The organism is Niabella agricola (assembly GCF_021538615.1).
Taxonomy (GTDB): domain Bacteria; phylum Bacteroidota; class Bacteroidia; order Chitinophagales; family Chitinophagaceae; genus Niabella; species Niabella agricola.
Genome location: NZ_JAJHIZ010000003.1, coordinates 568,240 through 589,858, shown reverse-complemented (window position 1 = coordinate 589,858; position 21,619 = coordinate 568,240). Strand labels below are relative to the sequence as shown.

17 protein-coding genes and 1 tRNA gene are annotated in these 21,619 nt (G+C 47.3%); 9 read left to right on the top strand and 9 right to left on the bottom strand.

Annotated elements, in window-relative coordinates; translation table 11 throughout:
- Positions 1-1,128: 1,128 nt before the first annotated feature.
- The 5 genes from LL912_RS07955 to LL912_RS07935 all read left to right on the top strand — a co-directional run bounded on the left by LL912_RS07955 (position 1,129) and on the right by LL912_RS07935 (position 6,767).
- Entirely contained in the window at positions 1,129-1,728 is a 600-nt protein-coding gene (locus LL912_RS07955) for a GyrI-like domain-containing protein (RefSeq protein WP_235553049.1), read from the top strand.
- Positions 1,729-1,824: 96 nt separating this feature from the next.
- On the top strand, positions 1,825-2,907 hold the full coding sequence (locus LL912_RS07950; RefSeq protein WP_235553048.1) for an efflux RND transporter periplasmic adaptor subunit: 1,083 nt from the start codon (positions 1,825-1,827) through the stop codon (positions 2,905-2,907).
- Entirely contained in the window at positions 2,904-4,163 is a 1,260-nt protein-coding gene (locus LL912_RS07945; RefSeq protein WP_235553047.1) for an ABC transporter permease, read from the top strand. The genes LL912_RS07950 and LL912_RS07945 overlap by 4 nt, the downstream gene beginning before the upstream one ends.
- A gap of 3 nt (positions 4,164-4,166) precedes the next feature.
- On the top strand, positions 4,167-4,868 hold the full coding sequence (locus LL912_RS07940; RefSeq protein ID WP_235553046.1) for an ABC transporter ATP-binding protein: 702 nt from the start codon (positions 4,167-4,169) through the stop codon (positions 4,866-4,868).
- A 144-nt stretch (positions 4,869-5,012) separates the two neighbouring features.
- Positions 5,013-6,767 (top strand): hypothetical protein, encoded by a 1,755-nt coding sequence (locus LL912_RS07935; protein WP_235553045.1) that lies wholly within the window; start codon positions 5,013-5,015, stop codon positions 6,765-6,767.
- Positions 6,768-6,956: 189 nt separating this feature from the next.
- Here the strand turns inward: LL912_RS07935 and LL912_RS07930 are convergent, their stop codons facing one another.
- The 6 genes from LL912_RS07930 to LL912_RS07905 all read right to left on the bottom strand — a co-directional run bounded on the left by LL912_RS07930 (position 6,957) and on the right by LL912_RS07905 (position 11,522).
- Positions 6,957-7,382 (bottom strand): IS110 family transposase, encoded by a 426-nt coding sequence (locus tag LL912_RS07930; RefSeq protein ID WP_235553044.1) that lies wholly within the window; start codon positions 7,380-7,382, stop codon positions 6,957-6,959.
- 345 nt (positions 7,383-7,727) lie between these two features.
- Positions 7,728-7,976, bottom strand: coding sequence for a GIY-YIG nuclease family protein (locus LL912_RS07925; RefSeq protein ID WP_235553043.1), 249 nt, complete (start codon positions 7,974-7,976; stop codon positions 7,728-7,730).
- A gap of 28 nt (positions 7,977-8,004) precedes the next feature.
- A tRNA-Met gene (locus tag LL912_RS07920) sits at positions 8,005-8,078 on the bottom strand.
- Between the two features lie 306 nt (positions 8,079-8,384).
- Positions 8,385-8,717, bottom strand: coding sequence for a bacillithiol system redox-active protein YtxJ (ytxJ, locus tag LL912_RS07915; RefSeq protein WP_235553042.1), 333 nt, complete (start codon positions 8,715-8,717; stop codon positions 8,385-8,387).
- Positions 8,718-8,728: 11 nt separating this feature from the next.
- Positions 8,729-9,451 carry a YebC/PmpR family DNA-binding transcriptional regulator gene (locus tag LL912_RS07910; protein ID WP_235553041.1) on the bottom strand — a complete coding sequence of 241 codons (723 nt, stop codon included), beginning with the start codon at positions 9,449-9,451 and terminating at the stop codon, positions 8,729-8,731.
- A 325-nt stretch (positions 9,452-9,776) separates the two neighbouring features.
- The gene (locus LL912_RS07905; protein WP_235553040.1) at positions 9,777-11,522 is read right to left on the bottom strand and encodes an amino acid permease; all 1,746 of its coding nucleotides are present in this window, start codon (positions 11,520-11,522) and stop codon (positions 9,777-9,779) included.
- A 175-nt stretch (positions 11,523-11,697) separates the two neighbouring features.
- Here LL912_RS07905 and LL912_RS07900 point away from each other — a divergent pair, with 175 nt between their 5' ends.
- The 3 genes from LL912_RS07900 to LL912_RS07890 all read left to right on the top strand — a co-directional run bounded on the left by LL912_RS07900 (position 11,698) and on the right by LL912_RS07890 (position 16,708).
- A complete protein-coding gene (locus LL912_RS07900; RefSeq protein WP_235553039.1) occupies positions 11,698-13,170 on the top strand; it encodes a dicarboxylate/amino acid:cation symporter in 1,473 nt (490 codons plus the stop codon).
- Between the two features lie 9 nt (positions 13,171-13,179).
- The gene (locus tag LL912_RS07895; protein WP_235553038.1) at positions 13,180-13,962 is read left to right on the top strand and encodes a DedA family protein; all 783 of its coding nucleotides are present in this window, start codon (positions 13,180-13,182) and stop codon (positions 13,960-13,962) included.
- Positions 13,963-14,293: 331 nt separating this feature from the next.
- A complete protein-coding gene (locus LL912_RS07890) occupies positions 14,294-16,708 on the top strand; it encodes a glycoside hydrolase family 3 N-terminal domain-containing protein (RefSeq protein ID WP_235553037.1) in 2,415 nt (804 codons plus the stop codon).
- 334 nt (positions 16,709-17,042) lie between these two features.
- Here LL912_RS07890 and LL912_RS07885 read toward each other — a convergent pair whose 3' ends face one another.
- Positions 17,043-18,101, bottom strand: coding sequence for an RluA family pseudouridine synthase (locus tag LL912_RS07885; protein WP_235553036.1), 1,059 nt, complete (start codon positions 18,099-18,101; stop codon positions 17,043-17,045).
- 101 nt (positions 18,102-18,202) lie between these two features.
- On the opposite strand from LL912_RS07885, the gene lipB reads away from it, so the two are divergent.
- Positions 18,203-18,940: a lipoyl(octanoyl) transferase LipB gene (gene lipB, locus LL912_RS07880; RefSeq protein ID WP_235553035.1), complete on the top strand. Its 738-nt coding sequence runs from the start codon at positions 18,203-18,205 to the stop codon at positions 18,938-18,940.
- 41 nt (positions 18,941-18,981) lie between these two features.
- On the opposite strand, the gene LL912_RS07875 is transcribed toward lipB, so the two are convergent.
- Positions 18,982-19,746 (bottom strand): DUF6624 domain-containing protein, encoded by a 765-nt coding sequence (locus LL912_RS07875; protein WP_235553034.1) that lies wholly within the window; start codon positions 19,744-19,746, stop codon positions 18,982-18,984.
- A gap of 142 nt (positions 19,747-19,888) precedes the next feature.
- Positions 19,889-21,571, bottom strand: coding sequence for an OmpA family protein (locus LL912_RS07870; protein ID WP_235553033.1), 1,683 nt, complete (start codon positions 21,569-21,571; stop codon positions 19,889-19,891).
- Between the last annotated feature and the right edge of the window lie 48 nt (positions 21,572-21,619).

The window sequence follows — 21,619 nt, the reverse complement described above, 5'->3', positions numbered from 1 at the left end:
GGAAGTTGGAACTTCCAACAGTGAAAGATTAAGACGCCAAAACAAATTGAGCGAGATGCTAAAGCTGGTAACAAGTAGTTCAAAAAGTTCAGCTTTTAGAAGATGGCGATTTAAAAAATATTTAAACTTATGTGGGTGTCAGACCCGGACGGAGTTTTATGGGACGCAGAATCTGAAAATCCCGGCTGATGATACGCGCTTATATAATATAATAAATGGCGTTTTTTCCTTGGAAAAGTGGGCGCTGGAGTACCAAAATTATTATCGCTGATGGTTAAACGAAAATGATGCAACAATTTATGGTTTGAGTGCTTCTATAAACAAACAAGTGATTGAAAATTTTATATCCATTAATGAATTGTAGCCCAATGTCGAAAAAGCCATTAATTAAATTAACGCTCATTTATTCTGATATTAACAGATATATTTCGCCCGATTATCCTCTGATTTTTCCTCCGGATCTTAAATAGGTTTTTATTTATATAAAGAAAACGCTCCTTTTAAGGAGCCTTTGTAGCCAGAATAGGAAAAATTATCTAACCGAATAGTGCAAGACTTTGTTCTTTTTTGTGAGCTAATTGGTTGATCATAAGTGATCTTTGTAAAATGGTTGAAAGGCTATTGGGTACTTCAAAATGCTTTTGATGTAAGCAAATTTCCGGTACGAAATTGAGATTACAATTATGGTCTATTAGCTCTAAATTATGACTGCCGTCGGCCACCGGAGAATAAAGAATAATTCCATTGGAGCGCTACGTCTTTCAAATTATTTCATCACACCCTACGAATATACTTCCGAAGAATACATTGAGCAGAAATTGGAGTCCATACGAATCAGGTCGAAAGACATGTATAAGGCATTGATGGGAGCTCGGGCCTCAGAGAAGCTGGAAGTAAAAACAATGATTGTGATTAACGGCTTGACCCTTTCAAAAAAATTAGCTAAGGCAGGCCGAAAGGAAATAGATGTTGTGCGCCTGATAATGCACTAGTAAAAAATAGCCATCCCCATTTTACGCATAAAGCCCGAAAAAATTCAAAAAATTAATAGCAATCATTTATACACATGATGGTCATCAACGTTTCCGCACCTCTACGAGCATAATTTCACATTAAAATTTAAGGCGTATGAAATGCTCTTTCATTCGGCTTCCTGCTGTAATAGCCATCGTTGCCATTGTTGTGGTTGGAATTCTTCCAATATCAGCCGCATTTTCCCTGTTCCCAAAAGCAAGTGGAAAGCCCGTGATACACGATACTATAGTTCCAAAAATAGCATTAGAGAAAACGGTGATCAAAGACATGAATGTGGTATATATCAGCGACACTGCCAACACGACTGAGGATATCCACGACGTATTAGGAGGAGGTTATGTCGAGCTGATACACTTTATACAGGCTAACAAACTACAACCTGTAAAATTCATAGCCTGGTATTACGCCATGCAGCCACCCTGGCCTGTGGACGTAGCAGTAGAAACAAACCGTGAACCTACGCAACTCAGTGGCCGCATAAAGTTCAGGAAAGTGCCCCGTGGCGAAGTGATCATCGCGCACACGTACGGACCGTATGGCCAGGTTGGACAGGCCTACATGCAAATTGAAAAGTGGTTGAAGGAAAACAACCGCAAAGCAAAAAGCGCACCTTTTGAAGTGTATGTAAATGATCCTGACCTGGTAAAAAGCCCCGAGGAAATCCAGACTGATGTCTATCAACCGGTCGAATAATCAACAGGCGGCTTAATGAAGACCATTTTGTAACAGAACATTTGTCAATTTTTTGCTGTCGCTTGCACCGTAATTTTAAGATTGATTTATTTTCCGATGACCCTGCTCAAAAATATAGCCTTTTGCTGCATCCTGTTCGTTGCCTGCAACGGACAGGTACAAAAGATAAGACCCGAAATCAGGGACATCACCGAATCGGTCTATGCCTCTGGAACGGTCAAAAGCGTTGGTCAGTACGAAGCCTATGCGGCCGTAAGCGGTATTATCGAAGCGGTGTATGTTGCCGAGGGCGATAGCGTGCGGAAAGGCACACCTCTACTCCACATCGGTAACGAGGCACAGGTGCTTAGCAAGCATAATTCGGAGCTTGCGGCGGAGTTCTCTGATATCGCTTCCAATCGCGGAAAACTTAATGATGCCAGGATGGCCATCGACCTGGCTTCCGGGAGGCTAAGCAATGACTCCTTACTATACCAACGGCAATTGCACCTCTGGCAGCACGACATCGGCACCAAAGTTGAATTGGAGCAGCGCGAGCTTGCATTGCAAAATTCAAGGAATATGTTTGCAGCGGCCGTGGTAGCCTACGAGGACCTGGAGCGGCAGGTCAGGCTAAACGCCAGGCAGTCGCGCAACAACCTGGCTATCTCTACCCGCTTAACAGAGGATTATACGCTGCGCAGCGAGATAGACGGTCTCGTTTATAAACTCCCAGGAAAAAAAGGAGAGATCGTAGGGCCGCAAACGCCCCTGGCCCTCATTGGGGAGGCAGGTCGCTTTGTATTGGAGCTGCAGGTAGATGAATACGATATCATACAGGTCAAACCTGGCATGCCTGTGCTCGTTACCATGGACAGCTACAAGGGGGAGCTGTTCCGCGCTTCCGTTACCAAAATCGATCCCCTGATGAATGAACGCAGTAAAACATTTATCGTAGAGGCACAGTTCACGAAGCCACCGCCCATGCTATATCCGCACATGACCTTTGAAGCAAATATCGTTACACGTGCCAAAAGCAAAGCCCTGCTTGTTCCTCGGAGCTGTATGCTCGATGACTCAACAGTTATACGATCTAACGGTGATAAAGTAGTGGTAAAAACAGGTCTTAAAGACTACCAGATGGTAGAGATTGTCTCTGGCTTGACTCCAGGCGACGAATTGAAAATTCCCGGGCCATGAAGTTAAAACTACTCATCAGCATTGCGGGATCTTTATTATTAGCCCGCCGCAGGCAAACGCTCGTTGCCGCCATAGGCGTAACCTTCAGCATCACTATGTTCATAGCATTACTCGGTTTTATGACGGGCCTCAACGACCTTTTGGACGGCCTTGTACTGAACAGGACGCCGCATGTGCGGTTGTATAAGGAGCTGCAGGCCGCCGAACGGCAGCCGGTAGCAATAGCGCCGGAATACAGTAAAGGTTATAATATCGTCAGATCGGTAAAGCTAAAAAGCGATCTGCTGGCGCTCCGCAACAGCGGTAACATCATCAGGGCCCTTGAGGCCGATGAACGCGTAACCGGCATTGCCCCTAAAATAGTAACCCAGGCTTTTTACAATGCGGGCCTGACCGATCTGACCGGCATGATCAGCGGTATTGACGTGGTAGAGGAAAATAGGCTCTTCCGTTTCAGCGACTACATAATAGCTGGAAGCTATATCGATCTGAAAAATGTGCCCAACAGCATTATCATCGGCAAAGGTATTGCCGATAATATGCTTACCGGCACCGGCGATATTATACAGCTCACTACGCCGAAGGGCGACCGGTTTCAGCTTAAGGTCGTCGGGATATTTGAATCGGGATTGGCGGAGATAGACAAAGTGCAGAGCTATGTTTCTATAACGACTGCTCAAAAAATGGTTAACGAGCCGGGCAATTACCTTACTGATATCCAGGTGCAACTTAAGGACCTGAAGCAGGCGCCCGCTGTCGCCAGGGAGTTTGCTTCACTTTTTGGTGTTCAGGCCATGGATATCCAGGCTGCAAACGCGCAATTTGAAACCGGGAGCTTTATCAGGACGCTGATATCCTACGCCGTAGGCATCACGCTCCTGATCGTTGCAGGGTTCGGCATTTATAACATCCTCAATATGATGATCTATGAAAAAATGGACTCCATCGCCATACTGAAAGCAACCGGGTTTTCGGGCAGCGACGTACAGCGCGTTTTCCTCATCATTGCCCTGAGCATCGGCTTCTTCGGCGGCCTGCTGGGACTCTTATTCGGGTGGGCCTTATCGGCGCTCATCGACCAGGTACCCTTCGTAACACCCTCCCTGCCCACGATCAATACCTATCCCGTTAGTTACAGCATACATTTTTACCTGATCGCAGGATTCTTTTCTGTTATCACAACTTATTTTGCCGGCTTTTTCCCTGCGCGTAAGGCAAGCAGGGTCGACCCGGTCATTATCATAAGGGGGAAATAACCAATGGAACAATCAATTGTATTAGAGGCAAGGAAAGTTACCAAATATTTTCATGACCCTGTCGACGTTCAGGTGCTCCGCGACGTAAGCCTGAGCATCCGCAAAGGAGAGTTCGTTTCGGTAACAGGCAAGTCGGGATGTGGAAAATCTACGTTGCTTTATATCCTCTCCACTATGGATACAGATTATGAGGGCGAAGTGCTTATTGACGGCATAACCATGAAAGGGAAAAAGGAGGCGGAGCTGGCCTTCGTGCGCAGCAAGTATATTGGTTTCGTTTTCCAGTTCCATTACCTGCTCAACGAATTTTCCGTTTTAAAGAACGTAATGCTGCCAGGCCTCAACCTGGCCATGTATCCACCCGAAGAAGTAGAGCACCGGGCTTATGAAAAGCTCAAAATACTGCATATTGAAAAAGAGGCGCTGAAAACACCCAACCAGCTTTCAGGCGGGGAAAAGCAAAGGGTAGCTATCGCCAGGGCGCTGATCAACGACCCCGCTATCCTGATGGGCGATGAGCCAACGGGTAATCTCGATAAAAAAAACAGCGACATTGTCTTTGGCATATTTTCCGATCTGGCGGCAAGCTATCACCAGTCCTTGCTGATTGTTACGCATGACCTGGAGTTTGCCTGCAGAACCAGCCGTCTCATTGAAATGGAAGATGGCGCTATCATTCGCGAGCAGAGCAGCAACGGAAAATAGCAATAGCCGTTGTGACGGGATATTTAATGGTCTCTTTCCTGGAGCCGTGCCGTGAGCGGCGGCTTCCTCTATGGCGGCGATTGCATAAAAAGTTGCTCAAATCCTTCCTGACACCCGCATTCAGTCCCATTCCGATGATATTTTTTGCGTACAAATGAGGAAGATCCGGAACGATTGATATTTACGGTGGCCGAGATGGTAGCCGCTCATCCCCCGTTGGAAAGTGCCTTTGTGTGCAAGATGATTGGGCAGCTTCGCGGCAAAGGCCCTGAGTTTGCGCTTGTGCTTAACTGGATCGACCAGCAGTTAATCACCATAGGTTCAAGTAGTACCGGGATGTTTAATATCGAAAACCCAAAGCAGTCTGCCGACCAGGTTTCAATAAGTAACAGCATAAGTAGTCTCAGGGCGCTGGCGGTCAACGATTGGCGTGAGTTTGTTGAACGCCACAGTATCGTTGAGCACATCCTTCGCGGTGACGGTCATGGAACTTATGCTTTGATGGATTTCAATACCAGGGACCGTTACAGGCATGTAGTCGAGTATATTTCTAAAAGAAGCGGTTCCGGCGAGTGGGAAGTGGCAAGCCTGGCGGTTCGCCTGGCGCAAGATGCTAAAGCCGCCGGCGGATCACGGGAGCGCCAGAGCCATGTTGGTTATTTTCTGGTGGGGAAAGGTGTTCGCCAGACGCAAACGCTGGCCGGAGCCCCAGCTTCCTTGCTTGTAAAGCCTCCTGGCAGCAGCGGCATGATCCTGGCACTGTATCTCGGCACTATTCTGCTGATAACGGCTGCCGGCAGTACTGTTGCTTTACTTAACTCCTATGCTGCGGGTGTCAGAAATACATGGTTGATTGTAGCGCTTGTGCTGCTGATCATTTTATGTCTGAGCCAGCTTGCAATCTCGGTCGTAAATTTCTTCGTGACCCAATTTGTGAAGCCATTGCCACTTCCCAGGATGGATTTTTCAAAGGCGATTCCCTTTGAGGCCAAGTCGCTGGTGGTGATTCCTGCCATGCTTAGAACCGTCGAAGCGATTGACGGACTGGTTGACGGTCTTGAAGTACGTTATCTGGCCAACAGAGATAAGAACCTGCACTTTGGTCTGCTCACGGATTTTGAAGATTCACTGCTTGAGCATCAACCTATGGATGATGAATTGGTCAGCCATGCCCGCGCCCGTATCCTAAAACTTAACGAAAAGTACGGACGCGGGGATAATGATCTGTTCTACCTCTTCCACCGTCCCAGGCGATGCAATCCGCGGGAAGAACGATGGATGGGGTACGAACGTAAAAGAGGTAAATTCTGCGACCTGAACGCACTGCTCCGGGAGGACAGGATAGATCAATTTAGCGTCATAGTGGGCGAGCAGACGGTGTTTGCGTCGATCAAGTATGTAATAACTTTGGATGCTGACACCCCACTGCCGCTTAACGCCGCCTGGAAACTCATAGGTACAATGGCCCATCCGCTCAACCGTCCTTTGCTCGACATGCTGAGAAAAAAAGTGGTGGAAGGCTATGGAGTTCTTCAACCGAGGGTTACTTTGAGCATACCCGATGCTTCCAGCAGCAGATACCGGCGTATGTACAGTACTCAGACAGGCATCGATCCCAACACCAGGGCTTCCTCTGATGTATACCAGGACTTATTTGCGGAGAGGTCCTTTATTGGCAAAGGAATCTATGACGTGGATATTTTTCAGGTACTCAATGGCAGGTTCCTTGAAAATAGGATTCTTAGCCACGACCTGTTGGAAGGATGTTACGTCAGGCCGGCGCTGGTAAGCGACGTGCAATTATTTGAGCAGTACCCGGGTACCTATCGGTCAGATATGAAGACAAGGATGCGGTGGGTCCGTGGAGATTGGCAGATATTGGCATGGTCTTTACCTTAGGTGCCTGCAGCGGCAAAGCGCTGGACGAGGACTCCTTATCTGCGCTTTCACGATGGAAGATCTTCGACAACCTCAGAAGGAGCCTGGTACCGGCTGCGCTTACGTTTTTACTATTGCTGGGATGGATAGTGATGCCATATCCCGTGTTCTGAACCATCGCAATGTCTACCATTATTGTTTTCCCGGTCTTTATTGCAATACCTCCCTGAATATCTGACCTGCATTGGGGCGATTTTTTGTCTTTGATTTTCTGCTTTTGGCGCCACATTGATTATGTCCTGAAGCAAGTCCACACCAACTTACAAAGTGTTTTACTGTTGAAAAACGGCTCATATCGGTACCGGTCTCACCCAAAAGCTTTAATAGCGTATAATCTGTAATACCCGGAACGCAATTGACGTCTACGCCATATATGTTTAGTAGTTTCTTATGGAGGTTTTCTGCCATTGGCTTATGATGTCTTATAGGTTTTGCTTTATACTCACTGCGTACAAACCGTTTACCGTACTCCAGGCTACATAAAATACTTCCAATATGCTTATCGATAATAGAAAGCTGCTCCTGATGAATTTCATTGATAAGGCAATCTAGGCAACCGTGGCTTTGCCAGCACATTTTTTACTAATATAGTAAAGGATTTTTATCATTATCAAAGCCTTATAAGATGGGTGCGGTTAAAGCATTTGATTTTGAAGAAAAAGTGTCGAACTATCGCAAGGATAATTCAGTGTATAGAAACTATCCTCTTAATGGAGTTTCCGAAGAGAAGACTAATTTTCAAATCTCAAAGCTGCCCCATTTTTTATTACCTAAGGATTCAGCTTCGTTCTATTTTGCTAATTATAAGCTTATGAAAAGCAAATGGCGCTACTTGGTTTTAAGTGGCGCCATTTGGCTTTGTTGTAGCGGGATCGGGAGTTGAACCCGAGTCCGCGGCGGATATGAATCCGGCGGAATTTTTTAGTAAGGCAGCGTTTTAATGAAGTCGCGTCCTGCACCGGTTTTTAACCACTTTTCAAAATCCATTGCCTGAACCTTGTTATCAAAATCTCTTGTGTAAATTAATTTCCAGGGCCTGTGTCGTGCGGTCCAGTCTTTTCCGAACTCGTTGTGTGATTTTAACCGCAGCTCAATATTGGCCGTGAAGCCTGTATAGTGTTTGTCATATGCGGGGGCATACAATACATAAACGGTATAGATCATAAGCATAAAAAAAGCTCCTTTTAAGGAGCCTTTGTAGCGGGATCGGGAGTTGAACCCGAGACCTTTGGGTTATGAATCCAACGCTCTAACCACCTGAGCTACCCCGCCATTATTATGCACATTTAATCAAGAACTTTTTGTAGCCGGACCGGGAGTTGAACCCGAGTCCGCCGCGGCGGATATGAATCCAACGCTCTAACCACCTGAGCTACCCCGCCATTATTATGCACATTTAATCAAGAACTTTTTGTAGCCGGACCGGGAGTTGAACCCGAGTCCGCCGCGGCGGATATGAATCCAACGCTCTAACCACCTGAGCTACCCCGCCATTGTCAAAAACCCGATTACCGGGCCGCAAAAATAGTCATTCTTGCTGTAATTCGGAAATCAATTTCCGAATTTTCTGAAAAATGTTTAACTGCCGGCTGCATCCATAATGTCTTCCATATATACGGCACTATGACTTTCATCATACACGCATTTCCCGTTTTTGATCAGCAGCACCTGGGGTGATTCATGCCGGATTCCATAGCGTTCAGCGATGGCGTTGGATATGGGCCTGTAGGCGATCAGGTCGAGGTAATAAAAATCAACCGTCTCCGGTAAGCTCCCTTTATTCAGCCGGCTTTTTATCACGCTGCTGATGGAGCAACGGGTACTGTGCTTGAAAATCAGCTGAGGCCGGCTTTCCGAAGCCTGGTCGATCGCCTCCAGCTGTGCTTCATTTTCCAGGGGAATCCAGTTCATCTATTGTGAAACTATTGCATATTGTGAAATACCTTCTGTACATCATCATCCTGCTCCAGGCGCTCAATCAGCTTACTTACCTCTTCAGCCTGTTCGTCTGTTACCGGAACGGTAGTGCCGGGGATCCATTCTACTTCTGCGCTGATGGGCGTAATATTCCGTTCTTCCAGGGCTTTTTGCATATTTCCGAAATCGGTGAACGCTACCCGTACCACCAGGATCTCTTTGCCGTTCTCATCCGTGCTTTCACCCAACTCTTCCAAACCTGCATCGATCAACTCCAACTCCAGATCCTCAGCATTCAATCCTTGCGGATTTAATTTAAATACGCCCATTTTGGTAAACTGGAAGGCCACACTGCCGCTATTGCCCAGGGTGCCGCCACCCTTATTAAAATGCGATTTTACATTCGCAACAGTGCGTACGTGGTTGTCTGTTGCCGTTTCTACAAGGATGGCCACTCCATGCGGTCCATATCCTTCATAAAGAATTTCATCATAATTCTCCATTTCCTTGCCCTGCGCCCGCTTGATCGCGGCTTCAACGCGGTCCTTGGGCATGTTAACGCTTTTGGCGTTCTGCATGCAACGGCGCAACGCCGCGTTGGTTGCGGGGTCGGGGCCACCGGCCTTCACCGCAATGGCAATTTCCTTACCGATACGCGTAAATTGTTTGGCCATGCGGTCGTAGCGGGCAAACATACTGGCCTTGCGAACTTCAAATATCCTTCCCATATAAATTGATAATACGATTATTTTAAGGACGCAAATTTAAGATTTCTAGAGGAATAAAGGCGGGAGAATCGCAGGGCAAAAATATCTGAGCAGCATTTTCTTATAGTGCCAGTATGTATTGCTGTGTTTTTAAGCTGCTGTAGCGGGCGTTTTGCTGCTGATGCGGAGAAGAAAGCGCTGCGCTATCTGTACTTCTGGTCATCAATTCAAAAAATCAGTTCATCTGTGGCAGCAACATGGGAGGATAGGTATGGTATTGCAATGGCCCCAGCTCCCAAAAAAGAAGCCGCAATACGCGGCTTCCAAAAAAAATGTAGGCTGCCAATCAGGCCTTCTTTCTCCGTACAAAATACAAACCAGCAAAGAACACCAGGTGGAGGGCGCCCAATACATTGGCGATCTCTACCAGGTAATCGTTCTGGATGGTATCACTGATATCCGCTGCTTTTTTTTCCAGTTCGCCGATATTGGGCAGCGCCTGGGCTTTGGCTGTAGTCAGTTTTTCGGTAGCAATCGCTAGCTGCTGCTGCAGATCATAATGGTGCCACCATGCCGAAATAAATAACAGCACACAAAGTACCATCGCTGAAACGATAGCGATCGTCATGCCCTCGCGTTTGAAAGTGCCGTTGCCGAGTTTACTCTTGGCGGCACCATAGGTAAGATAAATGTCGAAGCCGATGATCATCCATACAAATAACCGGATCCAGGTATCGGGCGGAAGGGCGATCATCATGTACAGGCAGGTGATAATCCCCAGGATGGGTACCAGCGGCACCAGCGGTGTGCGGAAGGCCCGTGGCGCGTTGGGCATCTGCTTACGCATAACGATAATACCGATACAAACGAGGATAAAGGCAAAAAGGGTACCGATGCTGGTCATTTCACCCACGATCCGGGCCGGGATAAAGGCAGCAAACAAGCTCACCAACAGCATAAATACCAGGTTGTTTTTGGCGGGAGTACGATATTTGGGATGTACAGAGCTGAACACCTTGGGTACCAGGCCATCGCGACTCATACTGTAAAACACACGACTCTGGCCCATCAGCATCACCAGGATCACCGACATATAGCCGGCCAGGATTGCTACGATAATTGCACGGTTGAGCCAGGGGTAATCGGCATGATACACGCCACTGGCATCCTGTTTACCCATATGCTCAATAGCCACGGCCACCGGGGCAATACCATCCTGCCCCTGGAACGACTTATAGGAGGTAACTCCGGTCATGACATGCGCAAATAATATATATAGCAGGGTACAGATCAGAAGGGAGATCAAAATCCCCTTGGGCATATCCCTGCCGGGGTTTTTAGCTTCCTGGGCCGCAGTGCTCACTGCATCAAAGCCGATATAGGCAAAAAATACGATACCCGCAGCACGCATGATGCCCGAAAATCCAAAAACACCGTTGCCTTCATTGGCAGGAATATAGGGGTCGTAGTTTGCATAATTGATATAGCCCCAGCCCAGCACGATAAAAATCAATACCACCGACACTTTCAGGGCCACAATGATCCCGTTTACGGTAGCACTTTCTTTGGTACCTCTGATTAGTAACAGACTCATTAAAATAACAACAAAAACAGCGGGAAGATTGACCATCCCCCCATCCCAGGGTCCGGCCATCAACGCTTCGGGAAGGTGTATATTGAAGCCTTCGAGAAACTTATGCAGGTAGCGGCTCCAGCTGATGGATACCGTAGCGGCACCAACGGCATATTCCAGCACCAGGTCCCAGCCGATGATCCAGGCTATAAACTCACCCATCGTAGCATAACTATAGGTGTAGGCACTACCGGCAACGGGGATCATGCTGGCGAATTCGGCATAGCAGAGACCTGCAAAAGCACAACCCAATGCTGCAATAACAAACGAAAGGGTAATGGCCGGACCCGCATTATTGGCCGCAGCACCACCGGTGATGGAAAAAAGCCCCGCACCAATAATGGCACCAATGCCCAGGGCAACAAGTCCCCAGGCTCCAAGGGTTTTTTTCAGACTCTTATCATGGTCTTCAGTTTCGGCTAACAATACGTTCAATGGCTTTTTTACAAATAATCCCATAAGATTGCTTCTTTAATGAGTAGTCTGTTTTTTTAAATAAATGTTATTTTCCAGTGAAAAGTAAGCAATAATACGCTTCCCGGAGAAAACTTATCCCATTTTTTTAAAAAATTATTAAAACAGGAACTGCCTTTTTCAGGCTAAACCCCTAGTTTTGGCAAATAACTACTCGACTATGAATAAAAGAAAAGCCGGGTTTCTTTCGATTATCCTTTTTACAATTGCTGCTGCTTTTCACCTGATACATGAAGAATGGACCCCAATGCCGGGAGCGTTACTTTTTAGCCTGAGATGGATCGTGATCGGCAGCCTGATCCTTTTTGCAGGATATAAACGGTCACTAACCACCTGGATCTTTGTGGCCATGGCGATCGGAATCGAGATTGGAGTGGATTTCCCGGCCTTTTCTCAAAACCTTAAATTCCTGAGCACGATCTTCCTGCGGCTGATCAAGACCATTGTAGCACCTTTATTGTTTTCCACCCTGGTGGTTGGTATTGCCAGTCACAGTAATCTGAAACAGGTAGGACGAATGGGGTGGAAGTCTATACTTTATTTTGAGATAGTAACCACTTTTGCGCTGATAATAGGGTTGGTATTTATAAATATTACAAAGGCAGGAACAGGTATCAATGTACCCGAAGCCTTATTAAAAGATCTGCCACGGTCACAGGAAAAACTGCTACAGCAAAAGGTGATTACCATTATGGACAGTGCCGGAGTATCAGTGCCACCGCATTTAATTGACAAGCTGCCCGATCCTTCTGAAAAAACCTGGCAGGATCATATCGTAGATATCTTTCCGGAGAATATCATCAAATCGGTTTATGAAGGTAATGTATTGCCCATTGTGGTATTCAGCCTGATATTCGGGATCTCGCTGGCCATGCTTTCGGAACAGCGGAAAAAACCGCTGATCGATTTTACGGAAAGTCTTTCCGAAACCATGTTCAAATTTACCAACCTGATCATGCATTTTGCGCCCTTTGGTGTAGGTGCTGCCATTTCGGTTACGGTGGGACACCTGGGCATCGATATTTTAAAAAACCTGGGATTGTTGCTGATTACCCTGTACCTGGCATTGTTTGCCTTTATATTAGTGGTATTGGTACCCATTGCCCTGTTTGCGGCCAGGATTCCTTTACGAAAATTCATCCAGGCGATTAAGGAGCCGGTTTCCATCGCCTTTGCCACCACCAGCTCCGACTCTGCTTTACCTAAAGCGCTGGCAAACATGGAAAAATTCGGTGTACCTCGAAAAATAGTTTCGTTTGTGATTCCCACGGGATATACCTTTAATCTGGACGGAACCACACTTTATTTATCACTGGCATCGGTATTTGTAGCGCAGGCGGCCGGCATTCATTTGTCATTTGGAGAGCAACTGATGATCGGCTTGTCGCTGATGCTCAGCAGCAAAGGGGTTGCGGCAGTGCCAAGGGCCTCCCTGGTGATCCTAATTGCCACAGCACATACTTTTAATTTGCCATTGTGGCCCATCATGGCGATTTACGGTATCGATGAACTGATGGATATGGCCCGAACATCAGTAAATGTGATCGGGAATACATTGGCAAGTTGTGTTATTGCACGATGGGAAGGCGAATTTGATGAACAAAAAGCCTTGAATTTTGTAGAGGATAATTAAAACCAAATAATGATCGAACTTTTAAACAGCTTTAGCTGGACGGATTTGTTACAACCGCAATGGTATATTGAGAATGGCGGTTTATGGCTTTTACTTTTCGTGGTGTTTGCAGAAACCGGTCTGTTTGCCGGTTTTTTTCTCCCGGGTGATACGCTTTTGTTTATTGCAGGAATTTATGCCCACAAGATTGGCGAAGGTGCCGCTGCGGAACCGGGGCTGACGTACCAGTTTTTAAAACTGTTTAATTTAGGACATATTCAAAATGAATGGCTGGATCTGTTTGTGCTGTGGGCCCTGATCTCGCTTTGCGGTATCCTGGGGAATATGGTTGGATATTGGACCGGCCGTAAAGTGGGGCCGGCCATGTATCACTGGAAAGAAAACTTCTTTTTCAAACGCCGGTACCTGGAACAGGCGCACGATTTTTATGAAAAACACGGAGGGGGCGCTATTATTGTAGCACGCTTCCTGCCATTTATACGCACGTTTGCACCCATTATCGCGGGTATTGTAGGCATGAATCGGGCTAAATTTACCTTTTATAATATCGTGGGTTGTGTCGCCTGGGTGTTCTCGATGTTATTTGCCGGGCATTTCCTGCAGAAATGGCTGATGAGCGCGTTCCAGTTCGATCTGAAGCAGCACCTGGAATATATTGTGTTGGGTATTGTGGTGGTAACCACGGCGCCGGTAGTTCTGAAGCTGATGAGCGGAAAGAAAAAGGCGAAGGAAAAAGAAGCGGCTGAAGCTGCAAAAAAGGCGCTGGATGCAACAGCCGAGAATGTTGAATAATCTCGTCGTGTAACATATTGAATAATGATGAGGCTGTCTCAAAAGTCTGTCATTTCGAGCGTCATGTAGTGAAGCCGAAAAATCTCCCATACATCATTTCCAGGCAATGAGATTTCTTCTCCCGATGGCAATCGGGACCCCTTCGCTTCAGTGGAAATGACGGTTCGGACTTTTGAGAACAGCTTCTTTTTGCGGGCGCCACCTGTTTGCAGGGACCTCCGGTCACCAGGTTCCTTCCGTGATGATTCGCGTCCCAACGAATCAGAAAAAGAATAATTGGTTTTGTTGCTTACCTGAATGATCTATCTTGCATTCCTGCAAATATTATTGAATGAAATTTATTGTTACGGCTTTTACGATGCTGGCAACATCCGCCACGCTGCTTGCTCAGAAGAATATTTACCATAAGGATTGGATCGATTTTAATAAGAACGGGCATAAAGATCATTATGAAGACCCTGCAGCCCCCCTTGAGGAAAGGGTAAAGGACTTGCTGGCACAGATGACCATCGACGAAAAAACCTGCCAGACGGCCACCCTGTATGGTTTTGGAAGGGTTTTGAAAGATGAGCAGCCCACTGCCGGTTGGAAGAATGAAGTATGGAAGGATGGAATTGCCAATATTGATGAAATGCTGAACGGGCTGGCCCGGAATAAAAAAGCGCAAACAAAATACTCATACCCGTTTAGTGCACACGCAACAGCTATTAACAATGTGCAGCGCTGGTTTGTAGAAGAAACCCGGCTGGGTATACCGGTAGATTTTACTAATGAAGGCATACATGGTCTGAACCACGATCACGCCACAGCATTCCCGGCACCAATCGGGATCGGGTCCTCCTGGAACAGGCGCCTGATTCGCCAGATGGGACAAATCGTAGGACAGGAAGCAAAAGCCCTTGGATATACCAATGTATATGCCCCCATCCTGGATGTAGCCCGCGATCAGCGTTGGGGAAGGGTAGTGGAAACCTATGGTGAGGAGCCGTATTTAATTGGACAACTGGGTACGGAAATGGCCGGGGGGATCCAGGAAAACGGAGTGGCATCTACGTTAAAACATTTTGCAGTATACAGCATTCCCAAGGGCGGGCGCGATGGTAATGCCCGCACCGATCCGCATGTGGCTCCCCGGGAAATGCATCAGTTGTTCCTGTATCCCTTCAGGAAAGTGATCGAAAGTGCACACCCGATGGGCATCATGAGCAGTTACAACGATTGGGACGGCGTGCCCATTACCGCCAGTTCCTATTTTTTAACGGAGTTGCTGCGGCATCAATATGGATTTAACGGTTATGTGGTGTCAGACAGCAGGGCCGTGGAATTCGTATCGGAAAAGCACCACGTGGCAAAGGATTATAAAGAGGCCGTAAAGATGGTGCTGGAAGCAGGATTAAATGTACGTACCGAATTTGATACGCCGGAAACTTTTATAGGCCCATTGCGCGAACTGGTAAAGGAAGGAGCGCTGTCGATGGAAACCCTTAACCAGCGGGTGACGGAAGTATTGCGGGTGAAATTTAGATTGGGCTTGTTTGATCATCCCTATGTGCACGATCCAAAGGCGGCAGATCGTATCGTGGCCACAAAGGAATCGGAAGCTGTGGCATTGCAGCTGAACCGGGAGGCACTGGTATTGCTTAAAAATGCGGCACCCCAGGGACAAACACAGCCCTTGCTGCCCCTTTCCATCAACCAGTATAAAAAGATCCTGGTGACCGGGCCGCTGGCCGATGAAAAAAGTCATGCCATCAGTCGCTACGGCCCCTCCAATAAAGAAGTGATCTCTGTATGGGAGGGCATCCGGAGCTATGTAGGCGATAAAGCCGCGGTACAATATGTAAAGGGATGCGATGTAGCCGATGCTACCTGGCCCGAAAGTGAGATCATTGAAACTCCGCTTACAGAAGCCGAGACTGCCGCCATCAATAAAGCAGTAGAGGCAGCAGCACAAAGTGATGTGGTGATTGCCGTGGTTGGGGAAGATGATAAGCGGGTGGGTGAGAGTCTTTCGCGTACGGGGCTGAACCTGCCGGGAAGGCAATTAAAGCTGTTGCAGGAGCTGAAGAGAACAGGCAAACCCATCGTGATGGTGCTGGTCAATGGTCAGCCGCTTACCATCAACTGGGAAAACCGTTACCTGGATGCGATCCTGGAGGCCTGGTTCCCGGGCCCGCAGGGCGGAACGGCTGTGGCTGAGGCCCTTTTTGGAGCGTATAATCCCGGGGGAAAGCTCACCATAACCTTTCCCAAAACCACCGGTCAGATAGAATTGAATTTTCCGTTTAAACCCGCATCACATGCCGGGCAGCCAGGTGACGGCCCCAATGGCTACGGTCGCACGGCGGTGGTAGGTTCATTGTATTCTTTCGGCTACGGATTAAGCTATACCCGTTTTGAATATTCCAATTTGCGGGTATCACCGGAGAAAGGCAAAACTCAATCGGAGATCCGGGTGGCGGTGGATATAAAAAACACCGGGGGGGTAAAAGGCGATGAAGTAGTGCAATTATACGTAAAAGACCGAGTAAGCAGTGTAACCACTTATGAGTCGGTGCTGCGGGGATTTGAACGCATATCGTTAAACCCTGGAGCCGTAAAAACCGTTCATTTCAAATTAACGCCCGGCGATCTTTCCATCCTGGATAAGGATATGCATTTCGTAGTGGAGCCCGGCACGTTCGATATCATGATCGGCAGCTCTTCGGAGGATATCCGGCTTAAAAAAAGCATTGAACTGGAATAACGCCGGCAAACGCCGGAGGCGTTTTTAGGTTCAACGTTTAAAGTTTCAGGTTGGATCCATTTTTTACACCTGGTTCAGTCTTTGCTGGCTATTCCCGTTATCTGAGAAATATCGGCCGGAGTGAAGATCATCGGAGCAGCAACGGTATTTTCACTTTTACATTTAATATTCGTCTTTGGATATTTTACATTCCCGAAGGAAGGGCCTGGCTTAACATTTAGTGTTTCAGGTTGGTCTTCTCTTTTGCTTGATGAGCTTTTGTCCTCATTTCTGATCGCTGATTGCTGATCCCGATGGCCTATTAGTCATTTGGCATCCCCAAATTTTCAAATTATTAAGCACGATTGGTATACTTCCGCCACTTCTCAATTACCGCTTCCATATCCTGCGGCAGTGCACTGTTAAACAGTATTTCTTCACCGGTATCGGGATGTACGAAGCCCAATGTTTTAGCATGTAGCGCCTGCCGGGGACAAAGCTCAAAACAATTGTCTACAAATTGCTTGTACTTGGCATACACCGTACCTTTTACAATCTTGTCGCCCCCGTAAAAGTCGTCATTAAAGAGCGGATGACCAATGTATTTCATATGCACACGGATCTGATGGGTACGGCCCGTTTCCAAAATGCATTGCACCAGGGTTACATAACCAAAGCGTTCCAGTACTTTATAATGAGTGATGGCTTCCTTGCCGTGGTCGCCCTCAGGATAGGCTTCAAAGAGCTTACGGAACCGGAGATTGCGGCCCACATGAGCGATAATGGTGCCTTCATCGGCTTCCATATCCCCCCAAACCAGCGCAATGTATTTCCGGCTTACGGTATGATCAAAAAACTGTTTTGCAAGCGAGCGCATAGCCTTTTCGGTTTTCGCAAGCACCAGGAGCCCGCTGGTATTCTTATCAATACGGTGTACCATACCAAAACGAGGAAGGGTCTCTTCGTTGATGGCCGCGTTTTGTTGTTGCAAATGATAAGCTACGGCATTGATCAGTGTGCCATTGGGATTGCCCGATCCGGGATGCACTACCATGCCGGGAGCCTTATTAATAATCAAAACGGCGGCATCCTCATAGGCAATATTCAAAGGAATATTTTCCGGAACGATCTCGTTTTCATCCGGAGCGATATCGGTATACACCACAATTTCCTGGGCGCCTTTCAATTTATAATTGGGCTTTACCTCTTTGCCGTCTACCAGTACCATATGGTTGCGGATCGCCTGCTGGATCTTGTTCCGGGTAGCACCTTCGATCCGGTTCATTAAATATTTATCGATCCGAAAGGGTTCCTGTCCCTTATCGGTCCGGTATACAAACTTCTGGTACAGTTCGTCGTTGCCATCCGCACTTGCCGGAAAATCATCCAGCGCTTCTGTTTCATTCAGCTTCATTGATAAACAGCGTTTTTAACATTAACGAAAATGTTGTTTACATCTTCCAAACCCTGCAAATGTAAGACATCCGTTTTTCTTGGTACCTTTACAGATCAATTATGAGTTATCAGGAAGTTTGGTTTAAAGATATGGGTGCCATGCGGTATAAAGATGCATGGGATTACCAGGAGCAGTTATTACAGGAAAATGTGGCTATTAAAACCGCGCTGCGTGAGGCGCAGGATAAGGGCGAAACATCAAATGTCAACCATCAAACCTCAAACCATTTATTGTTTGTAGAGCATCCGCATGTATACACGCTCGGTAAGAGCGGGCATATGGAAAACGTGCTTCTGAGCGAAGAAAACCTGGCAAAAAGGGGGATTGATTTTTTCCGGATCAACCGGGGAGGGGATATTACCTACCACGGACCGGGACAGATCGTGGGCTATCCCATCTTTGACCTGGAGCGGTTTTATACCGATATCGGCCGCTACCTGCGCAATATTGAAGAAGTAGTAATCCGCACACTTGCCAATTATGGCCTCAAGGGGGAACGGTCGCCGGGAGAAACCGGCGTATGGCTGGATCCATCTGTAAGAGGCCGTGAGCGGAAGATCTGCGCCATAGGGGTACGCACCAGCCGGTGGATTACCATGCATGGTTTTGCGTTGAATGTGAACACCAACCTTGAATATTTTAATTTCATCATCCCCTGCGGCATCCAGAACAAACAGGTTACATCCTTGCAGAAAGAACTGGGCCGAAAGCTGGATATGGAAGAAGTAAAGCAGCAGCTAAGGAAAAATTTCGAGGAGGTATTTGAGATCCGGCTCCGGAATGCAGATGAAATATAAAACTACCGGATATTAAATAAAAAATGCATCCCTGTGGATGATCATGGCTGAAGTGCCTTATGCGCGTCAAAATATTCCTTTTTCTTTTTCAATATGGCTTCACCCTCCGGCAGGTCCCGGTAGTATTGGTCCCAGGTCCACGAGGAGTCTATAGACCGTTTTAAATGATCCAGTAAAGGCTCCATGCCGACCTCCTTTCGCCAGGAATCAACCTTGTCGGGATCAAGGAGCGGGGCCAGCACCGTTTTATGTTTGCTGATAAGAAATTGCTGGGTACCATATCGCTGTTTCATACCTTTATCCCCTGCAATCCTGTCTTCCAGGTAGCCCCGATATTTCGGCTCCAGTTTTTTGTCAGTTACTGCCTGCGTTACCATATCCAGGTATTGCTCCCGTGTTTTCAGATCCGCATGCTGAAGTACCGCCCAAACCGTGACAGAGCCCTCAATGCCAACCTGCTTTGGATCGGGCCAGCCTTCATGATCCAGGATATGGCGGATAGCGAGCAGGTTGATGGAATCTGCCCGGTGTATCTTTTTAAAGAGGGTTTTGAGCTTTGCAGAATCCATTGGCTCCGCATTGATGACCGGTTCAATTTCCTGGCGGTATCGCTGATCCTCATAATCAATGGCCGCCAACTGATCCATCAGTGAAGGGGCTGCTTTGGTTTTGGAAAGCATTGCTCCCGGCCTGCCATGTGTGCACCCAACTGCAAGCCATAAAAGCGAAAGAGCCGGGAATAAATAAAAAATGGATGCATCTCTTTTCATATGGAATTTAATGGGAAAGTTATGAAACAGTTTCATAAGAAGCTGTTATCAATCTTATCCGGGTATCTGGTATCTAGTGTCTAATGTCTGGTATCCGGTGTCTGGCGTCTGGAGCCCAATATCAAAAAAAATCCCCATCCAAAATGGACAGGGATGTATTTGTTATAGCAAAAAGTGACTATTTTTTGCGAAGGTTGGGATGTGGAGGAGCTACCGTGTTGGGGCCGTCTTCACCCGGTGCAGCTGCACGGATATCTACCGTGTTGCAGTCGCCACCTTCCTGACCGGAAGAGAAGATAAAACGGTCTCCGCTGATACCTTCTTTTTCCTGTAAGTGTGTGATCACTTTATTTACGTGATCCCAGCTTAATTGTTGTTGTTTCTTGGTAGCAGCGCAGTAGCCCACTACAACCACTTTACAGTTGGGGTTTGCTCTTAATTTAGAAGCAACAACAGCTAAAGAAGCGGCAGCATCGGCAGTAAGCGTATTAGAGTTTGCTTTGAATGCTACACTCGGTAACGCGCCCAGCAGGGCAGCACACTCTGGTTCTTTAATTTTACAATCATCAGGGCAGGGGCATTTACCAACGCCATCTGCATCAACCGGCTGGCAGTAAGTCGGCGTAACCAGTTCTTTATCTTTACAATCAGGAACGCCGTCACCATCGGTGTCGCGGCTTACACCATGTGTATCAACCGGGCAGCCTGCCGGTGTTTGCTCCTGGTCAAATTGGTCGGTAACACCATCACCGTCCGAATCAGGCAGCACAATCTCGGGTACACGGCGGAGTTCGCCATACGCATAGTTCAGCGGGTTCAGCCAGTAAAGCGGCTCAACTCTTCTTTTCTTGGAACCTATGTTATAATTGATACCCAGGGTCAGATAGTTCATGAAGTCTTTATCAGGAGTCAATGTGCCCTGGTCGGTCCAGCGCTGACCATCCAGCAGGTCCGACCCGTTATAGATAACGCGGTCTTCCAGGGCGATGTTGAAACGCGGGCTTAAACGGAGCGCCAGCCCCATACCTCCTGTAACAGACGGTGCAATAGAACCGGCAAACAGGTGCGAGTAACGAATGCTCGGATCCGCTTCGATCGGCGTGTCATACATATCGTCCTGCAGATCTTTCAACTGTTTCAGAACGTCTTTCTTAGTGGTAGCTGTAATTTTGCTGTAGTCATAAGCAGCGCTTTCTTCATCACCTTTTACTTCATGCATAGCATTTACACGGCCATCCCAGGTAGTAACACCTACACCTCCCAATACATAGAAGGTAGCACCAGTCTGGGGCTTGTAAAAGCGAATGTTATGAAGATTGGCAATCAGTTGCAGGCTCAGCTCCTGTACCGTGGTTTTGTAGTTGTAATATACCTTGGGGAAATTAATCGGGTTCCAAACACTACCGCCGGGCAGTACGCTGTTTCGCTGGTAACGGTAATACCATGGGTTATACATGCCTGTAAATTTATACCCGGAAGAAGGACGCCAGTCCTGTCCCTTGGCAATGCCATACATGTATTCCAGTCGCAAAGACAGGGTATGTCCCAGTGATTTGCGGATATGTGCGCCAAAACCCGGGCTGATCATTTCAGAACGAACATCCCCGTTTATACTGAACAAGCCTCCCTTAATACCAATTTCCCACATATCCCGGGGCTTTGGAGGAAAGTCGGTCCGGCCATTTACAAAATCGCGGAACTGCTGCTGCTTTTTCTTCGAATAGTATTGAGAGTCGGTTACAGAAGCCGGCCCGTAAATCGCATGGGGGGCTTTGTAAGGATGGGTTTCGCTAACCTGTGCGCGCGCACTGCCAAATGAGCAGATAGCCAGGGCCAGAAGAGCGGTTTTGGAATGGTTCATATATTTTAGGTTTTGATATATTCGTCAGTGGTATCTTTCCGCTGATCT